The sequence below is a fragment of the Acidovorax sp. Root217 genome (assembly GCF_001428645.1).
In the GTDB taxonomy this organism is placed as follows: Bacteria; Pseudomonadota; Gammaproteobacteria; order Burkholderiales; family Burkholderiaceae_C; genus Acidovorax.
In genome coordinates, this window is the sequence record NZ_LMIH01000041.1 from 83,109 (window position 1) to 104,039 (window position 20,931).

Here is a 20,931-nt window from a genome sequence, read left to right on the forward strand (position 1 = left end):
GCAACCCGGCAGGTGGCGCGTGAGCTTGCTTCTCAGGCACATCGTCGATGCGCTGGGTGGCTCGCTGGAGGGAGGGACGGGTGACACCCCCATCTCCCGCATCGCGCCCCTGGAGGTTGCGGGGCCGGGCGACCTCAGTTTCCTGAGCAACCCCCGCTACCAGCAGCAACTGGCCGCCTCCCGGGCGGCCTGTGTCATTGTGGCGCCTGCCATGCGCGAGGCTGCCGTGGCACGCGGCGCCTGCATCGTGGCGGACAACCCCTATGTCTACTTCGCCCGCGCCACGCAGCTGTGGCGCCAGCACACGGCACCCGCAGGGCCGGGCGGTGTGCATGCCAGCGCCGTGGTCGATGCGTCGGCGCGGGTGCATCCCAGCGCCACCATCGGCCCGCTGTGCGTGGTCGAACGGGGTGCGCACATCGGTGCGGGCACGGTGCTCAAGTCCCGCGTCACGGTCGGTGAGGACTGCCGCATCGGCGAGCGCTGCATCGTCCATGCGGGTGTGGTGATCGGTGCCGACGGCTTCGGCTTTGCGCCCGAGAAGGGCCAGTGGGTCAAGATCGAGCAACTGGGAGCGGTGCGCATCGGTGACGATGTGGAGATCGGGGCCAATACCTGCATTGATCGCGGGGCGCTGGACGACACCGTCATCGGGGACGGCGTCAAGCTCGACAACCTGATCCAGATCGGCCACAACGTGCGCATCGGCAAGCACTCGGCCATGGCCGGCTGCGTCGGCGTGGCCGGCAGCGCGACCATCGGCGCGCACTGCACCGTGGGTGGCGGTGCCATTGTCCTGGGCCACCTTACGTTGGCGGACAATGTGCACATATCAGCGGCCACGGTGGTCACCCGCTCGCTGACGCAACCGGGCCAGTACACCGGCATGTTCCCCATCGACGACAATGCGCGGTGGGAAAAAAACGCTGCAACACTGAAACAACTGCACAGCTTGCGCGATCGCATCAAGGCGCTCGAGCAGGCTCTCAAGGCAGCATGAACGGAAGAACAACTCGATGATGGATATTCACGCGATTCTCAAGCAACTGCCGCACCGCTACCCGTTCCTGCTGGTGGACAAGGTGCTGGAGCTGGAGAGCAACACCCGCATCAAGGCGATCAAGAACGTCACCTTCAACGAGCCATACTTCATGGGGCACTTCCCGGGGCGTCCCGTGATGCCCGGCGTGCTGATCCTCGAAGCCCTGGCCCAGGCCGCCGGGCTGCTAGCGTTCGACGCCATGGGCAAGGTGCCCGATGAGAACAACATCTACTACTTCGTGGGCATCGATGGCGCGCGCTTCAAGCGCCCCGTGGAGCCTGGCGACCAGCTCATCCTGTCGATCACCATCGACCGCGTGCGCGGCGGCATCTGGAAGTTCAAGGGCGTGGCCAGCGTGGGTGAAGAAGTGGCCTGCGAGGCCGAACTCATGTGCACCATGCGCAGCGTCAACTGACCTCTTTCCGCCGGTTGTCGAACGTGAGCAATATCCATCCCACCGCCGTTGTCGCCGACGGCGCCCGCCTGGCCCCGTCGGTGCAGGTGGGCCCTTATGCCGTGGTTGGCCCGAACGTGGTGATCGGTGCCGGCACCACGGTGGGCGCGCACTGCGTCATCGAGGGCCACACCACCATCGGGCAGGACAACCGCATCTTCCAGTTCGCCTCGCTGGGCGCGGCCCCGCAGGACAAGAAGTACGCTGGCGAAGCCACGCGCCTGGTGATCGGCAGCCGCAACACCATCCGCGAGTTCTGCACGCTGAACACCGGCACGGTGCAGGACCGCGGCGAGACCACGGTGGGCGACGACAACTGGATCATGGCCTATGTGCATGTGGCGCACGACTGTGCCATTGGCCACCAGACCACCCTGGCCAACAACACCACGCTGGCCGGCCACGTGGAGGTGGGCGACTGGGCCACCGTGGGCGGCCTCACGGGCGTGCTGCAGCGCATGCGCATCGGCGCGCACACCATGGTCGGTTTCTCCAGCCACGTCAGCAAGGATGTGCCACCCTACATGGTGGTGGACGGCAACCCCCTGGCCGTGCGCGGCGTGAACCTGGTGGGCTTGCGCCGGCGCGATTTTTCGGCCCAGCGCATTGCCGCCATCCGCGAGATGCACAAGCTGCTGTACCGCCAGGGGCTGACCCTGGACGAAGCACGCAAGCAGATTCTTGCCCTGCCTGGTGACATGCCCGAGGCGGCCGGTGACGTGGCGCTGATGGATGCTTTCCTCGACAGCGCCGCCCACGGCATCGCGCGCTGATCCCTCACCCAAGAGACTGCCGAATGATGGACAAGGCGCCCCGCGTGGCGATGGTCGCAGGCGAGGCCTCAGGCGACCTGCTGGCCGGCCTGCTGCTCGACGGTGTGCAGGCCCGCTGGCCTGCCGCCACGGCACACGGCATCGGCGGGCCGCAGATGGCCAAACGCGGCTTTGCGGCCTGGTGGCCCAGCGACAAGCTGGCCGTGCACGGCTACAGCATGGAGGTGCTGCGCCGCCTGCGCGAGCTGCTGGGCATCCGCAAAGCGCTGCGCACCCGCCTGCTGGCGGACCGGCCCGACATCTTCATCGGCGTGGATGCGCCCGACTTCAACCTGGCGCTGGAGGCGGACCTGCGTGCTGCCGGCATTCCCACCGTGCACTTCGTGTGCCCCTCCATCTGGGCCTGGCGCGCCGACCGGATCGAGAAGATCCGCAGAAGTGCGGGCCATGTGCTGTGCATCTTCCCGTTCGAGCCGGAGTTGCTTGCCAAGAACGGCATTGCCGCCACCTACGTCGGCCACCCCCTGGCCAGCGTGATCCCCGAGGTGCCCGACCGCCGTGCTGCGCGCGCTCGCCTGGGCCTGTCGGATGCCGACGAGGTGCTGGCCATCCTGCCCGGCAGCCGCTCTGCCGAGGTGCAGTACATCGCACCCGCGTTCTTCGCGGCGGCCGCCTTGCTGCGCAAGGCGCGCCCGAACCTGCGCATGGTGGTGCCTGCCGTGCCCGCGCTGCAACCGCGCATCGAAGAGGCTGCGCGTGCACACAGCGTGGCCGATGTGCTGCAGATCGTCACTGGCCAGTCGCACACCGTGCTGGCCGCCTGCGATGTGACGCTGATCGCCAGCGGCACGGCCACGCTGGAGGCAGCGCTGTTCAAGCGCCCCATGGTCATTGGCTACCACATGCACCCCTTGAGCTGGTGGCTCATGAAGCGCAAGCAGCTGCAGCCCTGGGTGGGGCTGCCGAACATCCTGTGCGGCGAATTCTTGGTGCCCGAGCTGATCCAGGGCGCGGCCACGCCGCAGGCGCTGTGCGACGCCACCTTGCAATGGTTTGACGCAAAAGTGCAGCATCCCGCTACCATCACCGCTTTGGAACAGCGTTTTTCCGCGCTGCACGCGAGCCTGCGGCGCGACACTTCCCAACTGGCTGCCGATGCGATCGAGAAAATCCTTGCCACCACCGCTGCTGTTTGAACAGGTGAGCCTGGACTGGCATCCGCCCGGCCTGGTGGCCGGCGTGGACGAAGCCGGCCGTGGCCCGCTGGCCGGGCCTGTGGTGGCAGCCGCCGTGATCCTCGACGACCTGCGCCCCATCGCCGGGCTGGACGATTCCAAGAAGCTCACCGCGCTGCGCCGCGAGGCCCTGTTCGACGAGATCCGTGCCAAGGCGCTGTGCTTTGCCATCGCCGAGGCCAGCGTGGAAGAGATAGACCAGCTGAACATCCTGCAGGCCACGCTGCTGGCCATGCGCCGAGCCGTGATGGGCCTGCGCCTCAAGCCCGTGCGCGTGCTGGTGGACGGCAACCAGTTGCCCCGGCTCGATGTGCCGTCCGAGGCCATCGTCAAGGGCGATTCGCTGGTGAAGTCCATCTCGGCCGCCTCCATCCTTGCCAAGGTCCACCGCGACCGCTGGTGCAACGAGGTGCACGAGCATTTTCCGCACTACGGCTTCTCGGCCCACAAGGGCTACGGCACCGTGGTGCACATGCAAGCCCTGCGTGCCCATGGCGCCTGCATCCACCACCGGCGCTCGTTTGCCCCGGTGGCCCAGGTGCTGGTGCAGTCCTCCTCATCATCCCTCTCCGTTTCCCAGGGCATCGGCGCGTGACGCGCTGCGGCACTGCCGTTCCATGACCTCTTCTTCCGTGACTGCCATCCATTCGCGCGACAACGCCTGGGTCAAGGACCTGCGCCGCCTGGCGCAGGACAATGGCGCCTACCGCAAGCAGGGCCGCGTCTGGCTCGAAGGCGACCACCTGTGCCGTGCGGCGCTGGAGCGCGGCGTGGCGCCGGCCGTGGCGGTGTTCGCCGAATCGCTGTGGCCCACGGCCCAGCCCGAATGGGGTAAGGCCGCGCCCAAGGTGGTTGTGTTGGCCGACGCACTGTTTGCCGACATCAGCGGGCTGGAGTCGCCGGCAAAGATGGGCTTCGTGCTCGACCTGCCCGAGGGCCGGGAACCCCGGCCCGGCGTGGCTGCCGTGGTGCTCGATCGCGTGCAGGATGCGGGCAACGTCGGCTCCATTTTGCGCAGTGCCTCGGCCTTCGGATTTAGGCAGGTGCTGGCGCTCAAGGGCAGTGCTGCGCTGTGGTCGCCCAAGGTTCTGCGTGCGGGCATGGGCGCGCATTTTGCGCTCGACCTGGTCGAGGGCCTCGCGCCCGAGGACCTTGCCGACCTGGATCTGCCGATGCTGGTCACCAGCTCGCACCAGGGCGACTACCTGCACCGCGCCGATCTGCCCTGGCCCTGCGCCTGGGTCATGGGGCACGAAGGGCAGGGCGTGAGCACCGTGCTGCAGGAGCGCGCCAGCCAGCACATCCGCATCGCCCAGCCGGGCGGGGAGGAGTCGCTCAATGTGGGCGCGGCCGCTGCCATCTGCCTGCATGCGAGTGCGGCGCAGTGTGCGCTGCAGGCGGGGCGCTGAACCACCGCCTCGCAAGGCCAAAGCCGTGAATTACTGGTTCCGCAGAAACTGCTGGATGAAGTCACCCTGGTTGGAAGCATCCTGGTGGGTGGTGAACACCAGCTTCTGACCTTCCACGCGCAACTTCATCTCGGCGCCGAACTGGCACTGGATCTGGCCCAGCGACGCGGCCTTGGCCTTGAAGCTCGCATTGCTCTTGCACATGCTGTCCATCTGCGAAGCTACCTCTCCGCAGAAACTGGCGATGCTGAGCTTCTTGAGCTTGTCGTCGTCGATGGACTTCCAGTCCACCGCCGTCTTCATTGGGCTGCCGCAGGCGGAGCTGGCCGAGGTGTCGGTGCTGGCCAGGTCCGTCTGTGCCGACGCCAGGTGTTTGTCGCGGTCGAAGCGGGCCAGCTTTTCCTGCACGCCGTCCTTTTGCTGGCGCGCATAGGCGCTCTTGAGCTCGGCTACGTTCAAGGCCTTGCTCTTCTTCTCGTCGAACGACAGGTCCACCGCGCCCTGGCGGCCCGGCAGGTAGGTGACATAGCGCTCGCCACTGCCGTAGCGGTTGGTCTGCTTCTGCACCAAGCCCCAGTCCCGGCCATCGAGCGTGGTCACATAGGCCTCGGTGCCGCTACCGCGCTGCTCCTGCTTGCCCAGGAAGATCACCTTGTCGATGGGGCTGTTGAAGCCGCTCACGCGCATCAGCGCGGCCTTGCCGTCCGTGGTCGGTGCCAGCACCACCTCCAGACCTTGCGGGCCCGAGAATACTTGCGGGTAGGCCGCCAGGTCCTGCGCGCCGGCCAGGGTGGACAACAGTGCGCATGCCCATGCAATCGAGGTCTTCTTGGTCATCCCATCTCTCTTTGTGGTGTCTACGGTGCGGCAAAGTCTATCGGAGGGCCCTGGCCGGTCCTGCCTGCTGCGGCGCGAAGTTGTGTCGGTTCGTGAAAAGCTTCTCGGTTGCGCCGCGGCGGTGGGGTGGTAGCAGTCCGAGGCGGGTCCTGCTCTGTCACAAGGCGCTGGAATCGTCGCTGCTTGTTACAATCAAGTTTGCTATACAAACAATAGCGAACGAGAAAGGGCACGCCGCCGTGCCGCCGTGGCCGCGGAGCACTTCAGCAGCGGCAGTGGAGGGGAATGTACCGGGCTGGCACGGAAAGATGGGCCTCTCAGGCTACAATTGGAGGCTTTCCCGCAAACACGTCGCCCGGCCGCACTCAAAGCAAACCTCCCACAAACAGCAGTCCCAGGATCACTTCCTGCGACTCCGGGCGACCGTAACCATTCGGAGAACCCAGTGCTTTTGTCTCTCAAGGGAACCTTCCCGCCCGCCATCCTGGCGCTCGCAGACGGCACGGTCTTTATCGGCAATTCGATCGGTGCCACCGGCACCACCGTCGGCGAAGTGGTGTTCAACACCTCCATCACCGGCTACCAGGAAATCCTTACCGACCCGAGCTACTGCCAGCAGATCGTCACCCTGACGTATCCGCACATCGGCAACTACGGCGTCAGCCCCGAGGATATCGAAGCCGACAAGGTCCATGCCGCAGGCCTGATCATCAAGGATCTGCCGCTCATTGCCAGCAACTTCCGCTCCACCGAGACGCTGTCCCAGTACCTCGTGCGCGAGCGCACCGTCGCCATCTCCAACATCGACACCCGCAAGCTCACCCGCCTGCTGCGCGAAAAGGGCGCCCAGAACGGCGCCATTGTCGGCCTGGCCGAAGGCCAGGAGGTGACGCAGGCGCTGATCGACCAGGCCCTGGCCGCCGCCAAGGCCGCCCCCAACATGGCCGGGCTGGACCTGGCCAAGGTGGTGTCGACCCAGGCTGCCTACGAGTGGACCGAGACCGAATGGGTGCTGGGCAAGGGCTACGGCACGCTCGATGCACCGCAGTTCCATGTGGTGGCCTACGACTACGGCGTGAAGAAGAACATCCTGCGCATGCTCGCGCAGCGCGGCTGCAAGGTCACCGTGGTGCCGGCGCAGACGCCCGCAGCCGACGTGCTGGCCATGAAGCCCGATGGCGTGTTCCTCTCCAACGGCCCTGGCGACCCGCAGCCTTGCGACTACGCCATCGAGGCCACGCGCACTATCGTCGAAAGCGGTATGCCCACTTTCGGCATCTGCCTGGGCCACCAGATCATGGCCCTGGCCGCTGGCGCCAAGACCTTCAAGATGACGCACAGCCACCACGGTGCCAACCACCCCGTGAAGGACCTGGATACGGGCCGCGTGAGCATCACCAGCCAGAACCACGGTTTTGCGGTGGAGATGGATTCGCTGCCCGCCAACCTGCGCGCCACGCACGTCAGCCTGTTCGACGGCACGCTGCAGGGCCTGGTGCACAAGGACAAGCCGGCGTTCTGCTTCCAGGGCCACCCCGAGGCATCGCCCGGCCCGCACGACATCGCCTACCTGTTCGACCGCTTCACCGACGCGATGCGCAGCGCGCGCACCCAGTAAGCACAACGAAGGAATCGCGCCATGAAACTCTTCAGCTTCCCCGCCGCCTCGCTCGAAAAAGCCATCCACAAGCGTGTGCTGACCCTGCCGTCGCCGCACCGCGAATGGTTTACCGAACGCTGGTCGCAAAAGCCCTACAAGAAGGCCTTCGTCGAGAACAAGGCCATGCCGCTGGTCACGCTGGTGGCCAAGGGCAAGACCTGGGACGACGAAACCTTCGCCGAAGCCATGGCCGAGTGGGACGTGACGTTTTATGACGCAGAGACCGAAGTGCTGCTTCCCCTGGTGCAGGGCGATGGCCTGCTGCAGCTGATGCAGAAGAACCTGCCGCCCGAGCGCGCGCAGGCGCTCATCGCCAGGCTGAAGGTGCGGCGCGACGCCGCAGCCCCCGCCACTGCGCCCACCAGCCCCCAGGCAGCCGAACCCACGATCGACTGATCGACGCAACATGCCAAAACGTACAGACATCAAAAGCATTCTCATCATCGGCGCTGGCCCGATCATCATCGGCCAGGCCTGCGAGTTCGACTACTCCGGCGTGCAGGCCTGCAAGGCCCTGCGCGAAGAGGGCTACAAGGTCATCCTGATCAACAGCAACCCCGCGACGATCATGACCGACCCGGCCACGGCCGACGTGACCTACATCGAGCCCATCACCTGGCAGACGGTCGAGAAGATCATCGCCAAGGAGCGCCCCGACGCCATCCTGCCGACCATGGGTGGCCAGACGGCGCTCAACTGCGCCCTGGACCTGTGGCACCATGGCGTGCTCGACAAGTACAAGGTCGAGCTCATCGGCGCCACGCCCGAGGCCATCGACAAGGCCGAAGACCGCCTGAAGTTCAAGGACGCGATGACCAAGATCGGCCTGGGCTCGGCGCGCTCGGGCATCGCCCACAGCATGGAAGAGGCCTGGGGCGTGCAAAAGCAGGTGGGCTTCCCCACCGTGATCCGCCCCAGCTTCACGCTGGGCGGCACGGGCGGCGGCATTGCCTACAACCCCGAAGAGTTCGAGACCATCTGCAAGCGCGGCCTGGAAGCCTCGCCCACCAACGAGCTCTTGATCGAAGAGTCGCTGCTCGGCTGGAAAGAGTACGAGATGGAAGTGGTTCGCGACAAGGCGGACAACTGCATCATCATCTGCTCCATCGAGAACCTGGACCCGATGGGTGTGCACACCGGCGACTCGATCACCGTGGCACCGGCGCAGACGCTGACCGACAAGGAATACCAGATCATGCGCAACGCCTCGCTGGCGGTGCTGCGCGAGATCGGTGTGGATACGGGCGGCTCCAACGTGCAGTTCTCGATCAACCCCCAGGACGGCCGCATGGTCGTGATCGAGATGAACCCGCGCGTTTCGCGCTCCTCGGCACTGGCCTCCAAGGCCACGGGTTTCCCCATCGCCAAGGTCGCTGCCAAGCTGGCCGTGGGCTACACGCTCGACGAGCTGCGCAACGAGATCACGGGCGGCGTCACGCCGGCCTCGTTCGAACCGTCCATCGACTACGTGGTCACCAAGATCCCGCGCTTCGCGTTCGAGAAGTTCCCGACCGCCGACAGCCGCCTGACCACGCAGATGAAGTCCGTGGGCGAGGTCATGGCCATGGGCCGCACCTTCCAGGAATCCTTCCAGAAAGCCCTGCGCGGCCTGGAAGTGGGCGTGGACGGCATGAACGAGAAGACCCAGGACCGTGAAGTGCTCGAAAAGGAACTGGGCGAGCCCGGCCCCGAGCGCATCTGGTACGTGGGCGATGCCTTCGCCATGGGCCTGTCGGTCGACGAGGTGTTCGAGCTGACCAAGATCGACCGCTGGTTCCTGGTGCAGATCGAGCAGATCGTGAAGATCGAACTCGACATCGACAAGCTGGCCGCAGAAAAGGGCGAGGGCGCCCTGGCCGCGCTGGACGCGCCCACGCTGCGCACGCTCAAGCAAAAGGGCTTCTCCGACCGCCGCCTGGCCAAGCTGCTCAAGACCACCGAGAAGGCCGTGCGCGAAGCGCGCCGTGCGCTCAATGTGCGCCCCGTGTACAAGCGCGTGGACACCTGCGCCGCCGAGTTCGCCACCAACACCGCCTACCTGTACTCCACGTACGAGGACGAGTGCGAAGCCGAGCCGACGAACAACAAGAAGATCATGGTGCTCGGCGGCGGCCCCAACCGCATCGGTCAGGGCATCGAGTTCGACTACTGCTGCGTGCACGCGGCGCTGGCGATGCGCGAGGACGGCTACGAGACCATCATGGTCAACTGCAATCCCGAGACTGTCTCCACCGACTACGACACCTCCGACCGCCTGTACTTCGAACCCGTGACGCTCGAAGACGTGCTGGAGATCGTGGACAAGGAAAAGCCGGTCGGCGTGATCGTGCAGTACGGCGGCCAGACGCCCCTGAAGCTGGCCCTGGGCCTCGAAGCCGAAGGCGTGCCGATCATCGGCACCAGCCCCGACATGATCGATGCTGCCGAAGACCGCGAGCGCTTCCAGAAGCTGTTGGGTCAACTGGGCCTGCGCCAGCCGCCCAACGCCACGGCCCGCACCGAACCCGAGGCCCTGGAAAAGGCTGCCGCCCTGGGCTACCCCCTGGTGGTGCGCCCCAGCTACGTGCTGGGTGGCCGTGCGATGGAAATCGTGCACGAGCAGCGCGACCTGGAGCGCTACATGCGCGAAGCCGTCAAGGTGAGCAACGACTCGCCCGTGCTGCTCGACCGCTTCCTGAGCAACGCCATCGAGTGCGACGTGGACTGCGTGCGCGACTCCGCAGGCGTCACCTTCATCGGCGGCGTGATGGAACACATCGAGCAGGCCGGCGTGCACAGCGGCGACTCCGCTTGCTCGCTGCCCCCGTACTACCTGTCGCAGCCGACCATCGACGAGATCAAGCGCCAGACCGCCGCCATGGCCGAAGGCCTGAGCGTGGTGGGCCTGATGAACGTGCAGTTCGCCATCCAGGAAGTCGACGGCAAGGACGTGATCTATGTGCTCGAAGTGAACCCGCGCGCCTCGCGCACGGTGCCCTTCGTGAGCAAGGCCACGGGCATCCAGCTTGCCAAGGTGGCCGCGCGCTGCATGGCCGGCCAGACGCTGGCCTCGCAGGGCATCACCAAGGAAGTGACGCCGCCGTACTTCAGCGTGAAGGAGGCCGTGTTCCCCTTCGTGAAGTTCCCCGGCGTGGACACCATCCTCGGCCCCGAGATGAAGTCCACCGGCGAAGTCATGGGCGTGGGCAAGACCTTCGGCGAAGCCTTCGTGAAGAGCCAGCTCGGCGCGGGCACCAAGCTGCCCACCTCGGGCAAGGTGTTCCTCACCGTGAAGAATGCCGACAAGCCGCGCGCCGTGGACATCGCGCGCCAGCTCGTGGCCCTGGGCTTCGAGCTCGTGGCCACCAAGGGCACGGCAGCCGCCATCGAAGCGGCCGGCGTGCCGGTCAAGGTGGTCAACAAGGTGACCGAAGGCCGCCCGCACATCGTGGACATGATCAAGAACAACGAGATCGTGATGGTCATCAACACCGTGGAAGAGCGCCGCAACGCGATCGCCGATTCACGCGCCATCCGCACCTCGTCGCTGCTGGCCCGGGTGACCACCTTCACCACCATCTTCGGCGCCGAAGCGGCCGTGGAAGGCATGAAGTACCTGGACAACCTGGACGTGTACTCGGTGCAGGAGCTGCACGCGCAGTTGGCTGCCGCCTGATCCGGCGCCGGCAACGGCCCCAAGGCCCCGTGGAGCGCAGCCCTGGCTGCCTCCACGGGGCTTTTTTCATGGCGCAGCGGGGGCGGGCAAGCCCTGTTGCCTGCCCGTGGCGCTTGCCGTTAGATTGGCGCCATGCCCGCAGTCCATGCTCCTGCCCCGTCGCCCTTGCGCCAGTGGACGACCGATGGGGTCGCGCCCGCAGCGCGCCTGGACTACTGGGTGGGCGCCATCTGCGAAGCCTTTCTGGAGATGGACTGCAGCTCGCGCGAGGCCCCTGTGTTTGGCGGGGTGCTGCAGAGCCTGGCGGTGCAGGCCCTGTCGGTCAACCAGGTACGCGCCTCCACGCAGGACGTGTACCGCACGCCAGCGGGCATTGCACGCAGCCGCAACCTGCCGTTCTACCTGATCGCCCAGGCCGAGAGCGCGTGGCATGTGCGCCAGGACGGACAGGTGGCCCACCTGCGCCCGGGCGACATGGTGCTGGTGGACTCGGCCCGGCCTTACGAGCTGCACTTTTCCGAAGGGGTGAACTGCGTCTCGCTGCAGCTGCCGCGCGCCTGGGTGGGCCAATGGCTGGCCCAGCCCGAGGTGCGAGGGCCCCGCGTGGCCTGGCGCGACCAGGGCTGGGGCCAGAGCCTCGGAGCCCTGGCCGTGCAGCTTGCGCGCGACCCGGCATCGGCCCAGGCCTTGCCGCCCGCGCTGCTGTCGGACCACCTGGGTGCCTTGCTGTGTGCTGCGCTGGAGCCGCCTGCGGCGCCGGCGGCCTCAGCGGGCCAGGGCCTGCATGCCCACCTGTGCGCACTGCTGCGGGGGCGCGTCGACCAGCCCGGCGTATCGGCCCAGGCCCTTGCGCAGGAGGCGGGCGTCTCCCCGCGCACGCTGCACCGCGCGTTTGCGGCGCAGGGCGGCACCTTCGCGGGCACGCTGCGCCAGTTGCGCCTGGTGCGCGCGGCGCAGCTGCTGCGCCGGCCCCAGCTGGCGCATGTGGCGGTGGCCGAGATCGGGCGGCGCTGCGGCTTTGCCGATGCATCGCACTTTGCGCGCGTTTTTCAGCAGGCCATGGGGGTGCCGCCCGCGCAGTGGCGGCGTGGCGGTTGATGCGGACTTGCCTGCACCCGGCCAAGTGTCTGCGCCCTTCATTCTGACCTGCCCCAAAGCGCGGCAGGGGGCGTCTCACGCGGGCATGTACTGGCGCAGGAAGAGTTCCAGCTCGTCGGCCGGCAGCGGCCGGCTGAACAGGTAGCCCTGGGCCTCGTCGCAGCCCTGCTCGCGCAGGAAGGCCAGTTGTTCCGGTGTCTCCACACCCTCGGCCGTGGTGCGCATGCCCAGGGCCTGGGCCATGCGGATGATGGCGCTGACGATGGCGCGGTCGTTGCCGTCATCGCCCAGGTCGCGCACGAAGGATTGGTCGATCTTGAGCTTGAAGATCTGAAAGCGCTTGAGCTGGCTCAGGGATGAGTAGCCGGTGCCGAAGTCGTCCATGGACATGCGCACCCCGCGCGAATGCAGGCTGTCCATGGTGGCCACGGCCGAATGCGGGTCGTCCACCGCCACGCCCTCGGTCAGCTCCAGCTCCAGGCAGTCGGGGGGCAGCTCGAAGATGGTGAGGATGCGGCTCACCAGTTCGGGCAGCTGCGGCTGGCGGAACTGGATGGCCGACAGGTTGACCGCCATGGTCAGCGCGGGAAAGCCGTTCTCGTGCCAGTCCTTGAGCTGCGTGAGCGCGGTGCGCAGCACCCACTCGCCGATCTGCAGGATCTGGCCGCTGTCCTCGGCGATGGGGATGAATTCGGTGGGCGTGATGCTGCCCATCTGCGGGTGGTCCCAGCGCAGCAGGGCCTCCACGCTGTGCACCTGGCCCGTGGCCAGGTGGATCTGGGGCTGGTAGTGCAGGTGCAGCTGACCACGCTCGAGCGCTCGGCGCAGGGCGTTTTCGATCTGCAGTGCGCGCACCGACTGGGCCTGCATCTCGGGCGTGAAGAAGCGGAAGGTGTTGCGCCCGTCGAGCTTGGCGCGGTACATGGCCACGTCGGCCGACTGGGTCAGTGTGTCGAAATCGCTGCCGTCCTGCGGGAACAGGGCGATGCCCATGGACGGCGCCATGGTCAGCTCGTGGTGGTCGATCTGGTAGTGCTGGCGCGAGGCCTCCTGCAGCTTGCCGGCCACGCGCGCGGCGCCATGGGCGTTGGCGCCCGGCAGCAGCAGGATGAACTCGTCGCCGCCCAGGCGCGAAACGGTGTCCTTGTCGCGCACCACGGCGCGCAGGCGCTTGGCGATCTCCACCAGCAGGGCATCGCCTACGCGGTGGCCCAGCGAATCGTTGACGTGCTTGAAATGGTCCAGGTCCAGGAAGATCAGCGCCAGCGGCGTATGGCCCTCCTGTGCCACGCGGATGGCCTCCTGGGCCCGCTCGGACAGCAGGGCGCGGTTGGGCAGGCCGGTCAGCGGGTCGTAGTGGGCCAGCCAGTAGATACGGTCCTGGTCGGCCTTGCGGTCGCTGATCTCGCGGTGCAGGTTGTCCACCGTGTCGCGCAGTTCGCGCGTGCGGTCCTGGACCTGCTGCTCCAGCTCCTCGTGCACGCGTGCCAGCGCCTCCTGGGCCTGCTTGCGCTCGGAGATGTCCATGGTGATCCAGATCGATCCCTGGTCCGGGTCGTCGGGGTCGATGAACTTGGCGCGCACCTCGCAGGTGAGCGGTGTGCCGTCCCTGCGGCACAGCACCACTTCGCCCTCGTACGACTGGCCGGCCGCGAGCACCGGGTAGCAGCGGTGGCCCACTTCCTCCCAGTCCTCGTCGCTGGCATACCAGCGGCGCGACGGGCTGCCCGCCAGTTCGCCGGGGCCATAGCCCAGCATGTGCTCGAAGTGGCGGTTGCAGCGGGTCAGGTGCCGGTCGCGCAGGAACACGATGCCCACCATGGCCTGGTCGAACAGCACCTGCTTTTCGCGCACGGCAGCGCTCAGCAGGGCCTGGGCCTGTTTGTGCTCGTCGATATCGTCGAGGATCCAGATCGACCCCTCGCTGGTGTCGGCCGGGTTGATCAGCCGGCCCGTGAGGCTGCCCCAGAACAGCCGCCCGTTGCGCCGGCGCATCTGGCGTTCCACGCGGTAGGCCTGGCCCTTGGCAAGCACGGGGTAGGCTTCGCGCCCCAGTGCACGGAAGGCATCGCGGTCGGGGTAGAAGGCCTCGCTGCTCAGGCCCGCCAGGCGCTGCGCCGACTCGTAGCCGAAGATCTCGGCATAGCGCTGGTTGCAGCGCACCACCACGCGCTGGCGGATGAACACGATGCCCACGCCCGCGCTCTCCAGCAGCATCTGCTGCTCGCGCAGCGTGCGCTCCAAAGACGCGTCGGAAGAGTCCCCAGACGGCAGGCGTTCTGGGGCAATGGACAGCAAGGACATGGCGGCCGGACCCGGAGGGAGAGGCGCGATGCCCCAAAAAAATGTTCCAAAGTGTAGCAGCCCAGGCTTACAGCGGTAACCGCTCGGTAACCGGCCCCTGGCTGTGCCGCAAGGGGGGGGCTTCGGGCACCCACCGGCATGCCGTGCCCCTCTGTCACGGCGTTGACATCGCACGGACATGCAGGCGTCACCTGCGGCTTTCAAACTCCATCGCATTGAAGCACACCACCCGGTGATCCGGGGCACCAGCGGCCATGGGGCCGCCCTGTACGAAGGAGTTGACCATGAGCGATTTGCCCAACCCCGCCCTGCCGCTGCTCCCAGCTGCACCGTCCAGAGGGGCAATCCACCGTCCTGGCGCAGCAGTGGGCGCGGTCGCAGCAGTGGCTGGCACCCCCGTGCGTGGCGCAGTGGAGGTCTCGTGGGCACGGCACCTCGACGAGGTCCGCCAGGCGCAGAAACTCAGGTACGACGTGTTTGCCGAGGAGATGGGCGCTCGATTGACGACCCCCGTTCCCGGCCACGACGTGGACCTGTTCGACGACTACTGTGAGCACCTGCTGGTGCGGGACACGGCCACCCAGCAGGTGATTGGCACCTACCGGGTTCTGACCCCCGCCCAGGCACGCCGCGTGGGCAGCACCTACAGCGACACCGAATTCGACCTGACCCGCCTGCGCACCCTGCGCCCGCGCATGGTGGAACTGGGCCGCAGCTGCGTGCACCCCGAGCACCGCCATGGCGGCGTGATCATGGCGCTGTGGAGCGCGCTGGCCGACTTCATGGTGCGCAACCAGCTCGACACCATGATCGGCTGCGCCAGCATCCCCATGCTGCACAACGGCGTGATCAGCGGCGATGCGGCCGCCAGCATCTGGAACCAGGTGCGCCAGACGCACCTGGCCCCCATCGAATACCACGTGCTGCCGCGCCTGCCGCTGCCCATCGAGAAGCTCGATGGCTCGGTCTTCGTGGAGCCGCCGGCCCTGATCAAGGGCTACCTGCGCCTGGGTGCGCGGGTGCTGGGTGCCCCCGCCTGGGACCCGGACTTCAACACCGCAGACCTGCCCATGCTGATGCGCCTGGCGGACCTGCATCCCCGCTACCGCAAGCATTTCCTGGGGGCCTGATGCGCGCCGCGTTCGACGCGCTCGGCGACTGGACTGCGCACGTGGGAGGTGGGCAGGACACTGCTGCCGACGCCGACGACGCGCATCCACCGGGCCACCGCCACTTGCGCGCGGTGTTCATCTCCGACCTGCACCTGGGCACGCCCGGCTGCCAGGCCGAAGGCCTGCTCGACTTTCTCAAGCACCACCCGAGCGACCACCTGTACCTGGTGGGCGACATCGTGGACGGCTGGCAGCTGCGGCGCCGCTGGTTCTGGCCCCAGGCCCACAACGACGTGGTGCAAAAGCTGCTGCGCCGGGCGCGCAAGGGCTGCCGCGTGGTGTTCGTGCCCGGCAACCACGACGAATTCGCCCGCGCCTTCGTCGGCCATTCGTTCGGCGGCATTGAGGTTGCGGAGGACACGGTGCACACCACGGCCGATGGCCGCACTCTGTGGGTGACGCATGGCGACTACTTCGATGGCGTGATCCAGTGTGCCAAGTGGCTGGCTTACGTGGGCGACAACCTGTATGAGTTCACGCTCAAGCTCAACCGGCACCTGAACACCCTGCGCGCACGCATGGGGCTGCCGTACTGGTCGCTCTCGGCCTACCTCAAGGGCAAGGTCAAGACGGCGCTGAACTACGTGACGGACTTCGAGGTGGCCGTGGCCGCCGAGGCCCGCCGCCGTGGCCACGACGGTGTGGTGTGCGGCCATATCCACCGCGCCGAGATGCGCGAGATCGACGGCACCCTGTACTGCAACGATGGCGACTGGGTGGAAAGCCACACCGCGCTGGTCGAGCACATGGATGGCCGCCTGGAGCTGGTGCAGTGGCATACCGTGCCCGGCCACCAGACCAGCACGCAAACCCGCAGCAGCGAGATGGCCGTATGAAAATCGCATTGTTGTCCGACGCCTGGGCCCCGCAGATCAATGGCGTGGTCACCACCCTGGTGGAACTGGTGCGCCACATGGAGAGTGCCGGGCACCAGGTGCACGTGATCCAGCCGGGCATGTTCAAGACGCGCCCCTGCCCAGGCTACCCGGGGATCGACCTGGCCATACGGCCCGGGCGCGAGATAGAGCGCATCCTGGACGAACTGCAGCCCGACGCCATCCACCTGGCGACCGAAGGCCCCATCGGCTGGGCCGGGCGCCGCTACTGCCTGCGCAGGAAGCTGGCCTTCACCACCGCCTTCCACACCCGCTTTCCCGAGATCCTGCAAGCGGCTTTGCGGATTCCGCTCTCGCTGGGCTATGCGCTGTTCCGGCATTTTCACCGCCCCTCGTCGGGTGTGATGGTGCCCACGGTGGGGGTTTTGAAGATGCTGGAACGGCGAGGCTTTCGCAACCTCAGGCAATGGACGCACGGGGTGGACACCACGGCCTTCCCCTACCAGGGCGAGGCCACGCCGCACCCGCTGGTGGGCGCGCTGGCCCACCCGGTGGCCCTGTACGTGGGGCGCGTCTCGTACGAGAAGAACATCGAGGCCTTCCTGCAGCTGGACATGCCGGGCAGCAAAGTGATCTGCGGCGTGGGCCCGCTGGAAGAGCGGCTCAGGGCGCGCTACCCGCAGGCGCGCTGGCTGGGCATTCTGGACCGCGCCACCCTGGCGGGCGTATACGCGGCGGCCGACGTGTTCGTGTTTCCCAGCCGCTCGGAGACCTTTGGCCTGGTGATGCTGGAGGCCATGGCCTGCGGCACGCCCGTGGCCGCCTACTTCGAGGACGGCCCGATGGAGGTGCTGGGCGCCCATGCCGGTGGGCAGGCACGCGGCGGCGTGCTGGACACCGACCTGATGGCCGCCGCCCAGAACGCGCTGGCCGTGCCGCGCCACGAGGCGCGCAACCGGGCACTGGAGTTCACCTGGGCGCATGCAGCCCGGCTGTTCCAGCAATTCCTGGTTCCAGCCCGCCCGCGCGGAGATGACGATGCGGTTTCTGTCACAAAAACTGTCACATCACTGTCATCTGGCCGTTAAATACTGCAGGCACTTGCCTCCCGTGGCTTTCGAGTGTCCATGCCATCCTTCTCCTCCAGAAAACCCGTGATTCCGCAATGTGACAGCCCCGATGACCGCCAGGATGCCGCCCCCGCTGCGGCAGCCGAGCCCGCACCCCCGCCCGCAGTGGTGGTGCCTGGGGCTCCCATGTTCCTGGACCGGGACCACAGCATCCTGGGTTTCAACGAGCGTGTCTTCGACTGGGCGGTGCGCACCGACGTTCCGCTGCTGGAGCGCCTGCGCTACCTGTGCATCGTCTCGTCCAACCTCGATGAGTTCTTCGAGGTGCGCGCCGCCGCGCACCTGACCGCTGCCAAGAGCGGAGAGGGCAAGGGGGTCTATACCGCTGCCTCTTTCGTGGCGCTGGCGTCCAAGGCCCATGACCTGGTGGCGCGCCAGTACTCGCTGTACAACGACTCCCTGGTGCCGGAGTTCGCGCGGCACGGCATCCGCATCGTCTCGCACGGGGACCGCTCGTCCGCGCAACGGACCTGGGTGCACGAATACTTCATGCGCGAGGTGCGCCCGCTGCTGATTCCCGTGGGGCTCGACCCGGCCCATCCGTTTCCGCAGGTGGCCAACAAGTCGCTCAACTTCATCGTGCGGCTGCACGGGCACGATGCTTTCGGCCGCAAGAACGAGGTGGCCATCGTCAAGGTGCCGCGCGCGCTGCCGCGCCTGGTGCGCATGCCGCCGCGCCTGGCCGCCAAAGGCGAATCGCTGTTCGTGAGCCTGTCGAGCATCATCCGCGCGCACCTGGCGGACCTGTTTCCCGGGCGCGAGGTCACCGAGTTCTCGCAGTTTCGCGTCACGCGCCACTCCGATCTGGCGCTCGACGAGGAAGACGTGCGCAACCTGCGCACCGCCCTGCGCCAGGGCCTGCAGCACCGCCACTACGGCCAGGCCGTGCGGCTGGAGGTCTCGGCCGGATGCTCGCAGTTCCTCTCGCGCTTCCTGCTTGAGCAGTTCGACCTGCCCGAGCCCGCGCTGTACCGCGTGCACGGCCCGGTAAACCTGGTGCGGCTGACGCAGCTGGTGGACCTGGTGAACGATCCCGCGCTGCTGTTCCCCGCCTGGCGCTCGGCCTGGCCACGCCAATTGGTGCCGGGGGTCTCGATCATGGAGCAGTTGCAAAAGCGCGACGTGCTCATGCACCAGCCCTTCGAGAGCTTCGACGGGCTGCTGGCCTTTCTGCGCGAGGCGGTGAACGACCCCCAGGTGCTGGTCATCAAGCAGACCATCTACCGCACGGGTGCCGACTCCGAGCTCATGGACCTGCTGACCGAGGCCGTGCGCCGCGGCAAGGAGGTCATGGCGGTGGTGGAGCTCAAGGCGCGCTTCGACGAAGAGGCCAACATCAACTGGGCCGAGGCGCTCGAATCCATCGGCGCGCAGGTGGTGTACGGCGTGGTGGGCCTCAAGACCCACGCCAAGATGCTGCTGGTGACGCGCCGCGAGGGGCGCCAGCTGCGCCGCTATGGCCACCTGTCGACCGGCAACTACAACGTGCGCACCGCGCGCCTGTACACCGACCTGAGCTACCTCACGGCCGACGAGGACACCACGGCCGACATGGACGGCGTGTTCAACCACTTGGCCAGCCAGAACCGGCCGCCCAAGTTGCGCAAGCTGCTGCTCGCGCCCTTTCACCTGCAGCGCCGCATGATCGAGAAGATCGAGCAGGTGGGCCTGGCCGCCAGCCGTGGCGAAGATGCGCGCATCGTCGCCAAGATGAACGCGCTGACGGACGAGGCGCTGATCCGTGCCCTGATCCTGGCGGGCCAGCGCGGTGCCAGCATCGACCTGATCGTGCGCGGCGCCTGCATGCTCGCGGCCCAGGTGCCTGGCGTGACCGACAACATCCGCGTGCGCTCGGTGATCGGGCGCTTTCTGGAGCACACGCGGGTCTTCTACTTCCGCGCTGGCGCCGAGGAAGACCTGTACCTGTCGAGTGCCGACTGGATGAACCGCAACATGATGCGCCGCGTGGAGCTGGCCTGGCCCGTGACCGAGCCTCGCCTGCGCCGCCAGATCGTCGACGAATGCCTGGTGGCCTACCTGCACGATGACCGCGATGCATGGACGCTCAACCCCGACGGCACCTATGCCAGGGCGCCCCATCCCGAAGACGGGCAGGGCGCGCAGGCGGCGCTCATGGTGCGCTACGGACCGCCTGCGCCGGTGGCGCGGGTGGAGCAGCAAGGAACGTGATGATGGATTTGATCCTGTGGCGCCATGCCGAGGCCGAAGAGGCCCAGGACGGCTCGGACGACCTGACCCGCGCGCTCACGCCACGGGGCGAAAAGCAGGCGGCGCGCATGGCCGCCTGGCTGGACCGCCAGTTGCCCGAGGGCCTGCGCGTGCTGGCCAGCCCATCCCGGCGCACCGAGCAGACAGCCGACGCGCTGGGCCGAAAGTTCAAGATGCGTGCCGAGCTGCTGCCCGGCGGCACTACGGAAGAGCTCCTGGAGCTGGCGCAGTGGCCGCGGGCGCGCGGTGCCGTGCTGATCGTGGGCCACCAGCCCGTGCTGGGCCAGACCATTGCGCAGTTGCTGGGCATGCAGGCGCCCGAATGCGCGGTGCGCAAGGGCGCCGTGTGGTGGCTGCGCCAGCGCCAGCGCATGGACGAAAGCCAGACGGTGCTGATGGCCGTGCAGTCGCCGGAGTTCGTCTGACACTGACGGCAGCACCTTCAGTTGCTACCACACAGCGGCCCTCGGGCCGCTTTCTTACTTGCGGCCGTTCTTGGCGGCAGGGGCCTCGGCCTTCGGGCGGCCGGTCTTGATCGAAGGCACGGCCTGCAGCGCGCTGCGCAGGGCGGTGTCGGACAGGCCGGCCAGCAGCTTGAGGCCGGCGCGCAGCAGTTCGCTCTTCTTGGCGGGCTGGGCCAGGGCGGCGGCACGCTGCTTGAGCGTCTCGACCACAGCGTACTCGTCCTTGGGGATGGTGAAGCTGTCGCGCACGAGCTTGGGCTTCTTGGCCTTGGTTTCCTTGGCGGGTACCACGGCTGCTGCGGGCTTGGTCGCAGGCTTGCTCACGGCGGGCGCTACAGTCTTGGGCTTGGCGGCGGCCTTGGCTGCGGGCTTTGCGGTGGCTGCAGGCTTGGCCGCGGGGGCCTTGGCGGCTGCCTTGGGGGCGGCAGGCTTGGCGGCCGCCGCCTTTTTGGGCGCTACCTTGGCGGGCTTGGACGCGGCGGCGCTTTTCACGGCGGCGGGTGCCTTGGCGGCGGAGGCCACGGCCGGGGTGGCTGCTGCGGTGGGAACGATGGGGGTGGTTGCTGGTGCGGTGGTGGTCATGACTTCAAAAAATAAAACGGTATAAACAGTTTATACCGTTTTTCTTTTCAC

18 protein-coding genes are annotated in these 20,931 nt (G+C 67.3%); 15 read left to right on the top strand and 3 right to left on the bottom strand.

The annotated features are described in order from the left end of the window. Positions 1–19: 19 nt before the first annotated feature. From lpxD to ASE31_RS26925, 6 genes are read left to right on the top strand one after another with little or no spacing between them, the layout of a single operon-like run. A complete protein-coding gene (lpxD, locus tag ASE31_RS26900) occupies positions 20–1,000 on the top strand; it encodes a UDP-3-O-(3-hydroxymyristoyl)glucosamine N-acyltransferase (RefSeq protein WP_057205619.1) in 981 nt (326 codons plus the stop codon). Between the two features lie 16 nt (positions 1,001–1,016). Next, positions 1,017–1,457 carry a 3-hydroxyacyl-ACP dehydratase FabZ gene (gene fabZ, locus ASE31_RS26905; RefSeq protein ID WP_057205621.1) on the top strand — a complete coding sequence of 147 codons (441 nt, stop codon included), beginning with the start codon at positions 1,017–1,019 and terminating at the stop codon, positions 1,455–1,457. Between the two features lie 14 nt (positions 1,458–1,471). Further along, complete coding sequence (lpxA, locus tag ASE31_RS26910) at positions 1,472–2,269, top strand: acyl-ACP--UDP-N-acetylglucosamine O-acyltransferase (RefSeq protein ID WP_057205623.1); 798 nt, start codon at positions 1,472–1,474, stop codon at positions 2,267–2,269. 26 nt (positions 2,270–2,295) lie between these two features. Continuing rightward, positions 2,296–3,465, top strand: a complete 1,170-nt coding sequence (gene lpxB, locus ASE31_RS26915; RefSeq protein WP_057206197.1) for a lipid-A-disaccharide synthase — start codon at positions 2,296–2,298, stop codon at positions 3,463–3,465. Further along, complete coding sequence (rnhB, locus tag ASE31_RS26920) at positions 3,425–4,099, top strand: ribonuclease HII (protein WP_057205625.1); 675 nt, start codon at positions 3,425–3,427, stop codon at positions 4,097–4,099. Before lpxB ends, rnhB begins: the two co-directional genes overlap by 41 nt. A gap of 22 nt (positions 4,100–4,121) precedes the next feature. After that, positions 4,122–4,913 carry an RNA methyltransferase gene (locus ASE31_RS26925; protein ID WP_057205627.1) on the top strand — a complete coding sequence of 264 codons (792 nt, stop codon included), beginning with the start codon at positions 4,122–4,124 and terminating at the stop codon, positions 4,911–4,913. A 30-nt stretch (positions 4,914–4,943) separates the two neighbouring features. On the opposite strand, the gene ASE31_RS26930 is transcribed toward ASE31_RS26925, so the two are convergent. Further along, positions 4,944–5,750: a hypothetical protein gene (locus tag ASE31_RS26930; protein WP_057205629.1), complete on the bottom strand. Its 807-nt coding sequence runs from the start codon at positions 5,748–5,750 to the stop codon at positions 4,944–4,946. A gap of 445 nt (positions 5,751–6,195) precedes the next feature. Between ASE31_RS26930 and carA the strand changes: the two genes are divergently transcribed. The 4 genes from carA (at position 6,196) to ASE31_RS26950 (ending at position 12,163) form a co-directional block, all read left to right on the top strand. Continuing rightward, a complete protein-coding gene (carA, locus tag ASE31_RS26935) occupies positions 6,196–7,368 on the top strand; it encodes a glutamine-hydrolyzing carbamoyl-phosphate synthase small subunit (RefSeq protein ID WP_057205631.1) in 1,173 nt (390 codons plus the stop codon). 21 nt (positions 7,369–7,389) lie between these two features. Beyond that, entirely contained in the window at positions 7,390–7,806 is a 417-nt protein-coding gene (locus ASE31_RS26940; protein WP_057205632.1) for a hypothetical protein, read from the top strand. A gap of 10 nt (positions 7,807–7,816) precedes the next feature. After that, positions 7,817–11,065, top strand: a complete 3,249-nt coding sequence (carB, locus tag ASE31_RS26945) for a carbamoyl-phosphate synthase large subunit (RefSeq protein ID WP_057205633.1) — start codon at positions 7,817–7,819, stop codon at positions 11,063–11,065. Positions 11,066–11,197: 132 nt separating this feature from the next. Then, complete coding sequence (locus ASE31_RS26950) at positions 11,198–12,163, top strand: helix-turn-helix domain-containing protein (RefSeq protein WP_057205635.1); 966 nt, start codon at positions 11,198–11,200, stop codon at positions 12,161–12,163. A 75-nt stretch (positions 12,164–12,238) separates the two neighbouring features. On the opposite strand, the gene ASE31_RS26955 is transcribed toward ASE31_RS26950, so the two are convergent. Continuing rightward, positions 12,239–14,467, bottom strand: a complete 2,229-nt coding sequence (locus ASE31_RS26955) for an EAL domain-containing protein (protein WP_057205637.1) — start codon at positions 14,465–14,467, stop codon at positions 12,239–12,241. A gap of 284 nt (positions 14,468–14,751) precedes the next feature. On the opposite strand from ASE31_RS26955, the gene ASE31_RS26960 reads away from it, so the two are divergent. Genes ASE31_RS26960 through ASE31_RS26980 form a run of 5 tightly spaced genes read left to right on the top strand, consistent with a single transcriptional unit; the run spans position 14,752 to position 20,259 of the window. Next, positions 14,752–15,597 (top strand): GNAT family N-acetyltransferase, encoded by an 846-nt coding sequence (locus tag ASE31_RS26960; RefSeq protein ID WP_057205639.1) that lies wholly within the window; start codon positions 14,752–14,754, stop codon positions 15,595–15,597. After that, positions 15,597–16,475: a UDP-2,3-diacylglucosamine diphosphatase gene (locus ASE31_RS26965; RefSeq protein WP_057205641.1), complete on the top strand. Its 879-nt coding sequence runs from the start codon at positions 15,597–15,599 to the stop codon at positions 16,473–16,475. The genes ASE31_RS26960 and ASE31_RS26965 overlap by 1 nt, the downstream gene beginning before the upstream one ends. After that, complete coding sequence (locus ASE31_RS26970) at positions 16,472–17,563, top strand: glycosyltransferase family 1 protein (RefSeq protein WP_057205643.1); 1,092 nt, start codon at positions 16,472–16,474, stop codon at positions 17,561–17,563. Before ASE31_RS26965 ends, ASE31_RS26970 begins: the two co-directional genes overlap by 4 nt. Before the next feature lie 39 nt (positions 17,564–17,602). Continuing rightward, positions 17,603–19,795: a polyphosphate kinase 1 gene (ppk1, locus tag ASE31_RS26975; protein WP_082604391.1), complete on the top strand. Its 2,193-nt coding sequence runs from the start codon at positions 17,603–17,605 to the stop codon at positions 19,793–19,795. Beyond that, entirely contained in the window at positions 19,795–20,259 is a 465-nt protein-coding gene (locus tag ASE31_RS26980; protein ID WP_057205647.1) for a histidine phosphatase family protein, read from the top strand. Before ppk1 ends, ASE31_RS26980 begins: the two co-directional genes overlap by 1 nt. A gap of 54 nt (positions 20,260–20,313) precedes the next feature. Here the strand turns inward: ASE31_RS26980 and ASE31_RS26985 are convergent, their stop codons facing one another. Continuing rightward, positions 20,314–20,880 (bottom strand): hypothetical protein, encoded by a 567-nt coding sequence (locus ASE31_RS26985; protein ID WP_057205648.1) that lies wholly within the window; start codon positions 20,878–20,880, stop codon positions 20,314–20,316. Between the last annotated feature and the right edge of the window lie 51 nt (positions 20,881–20,931).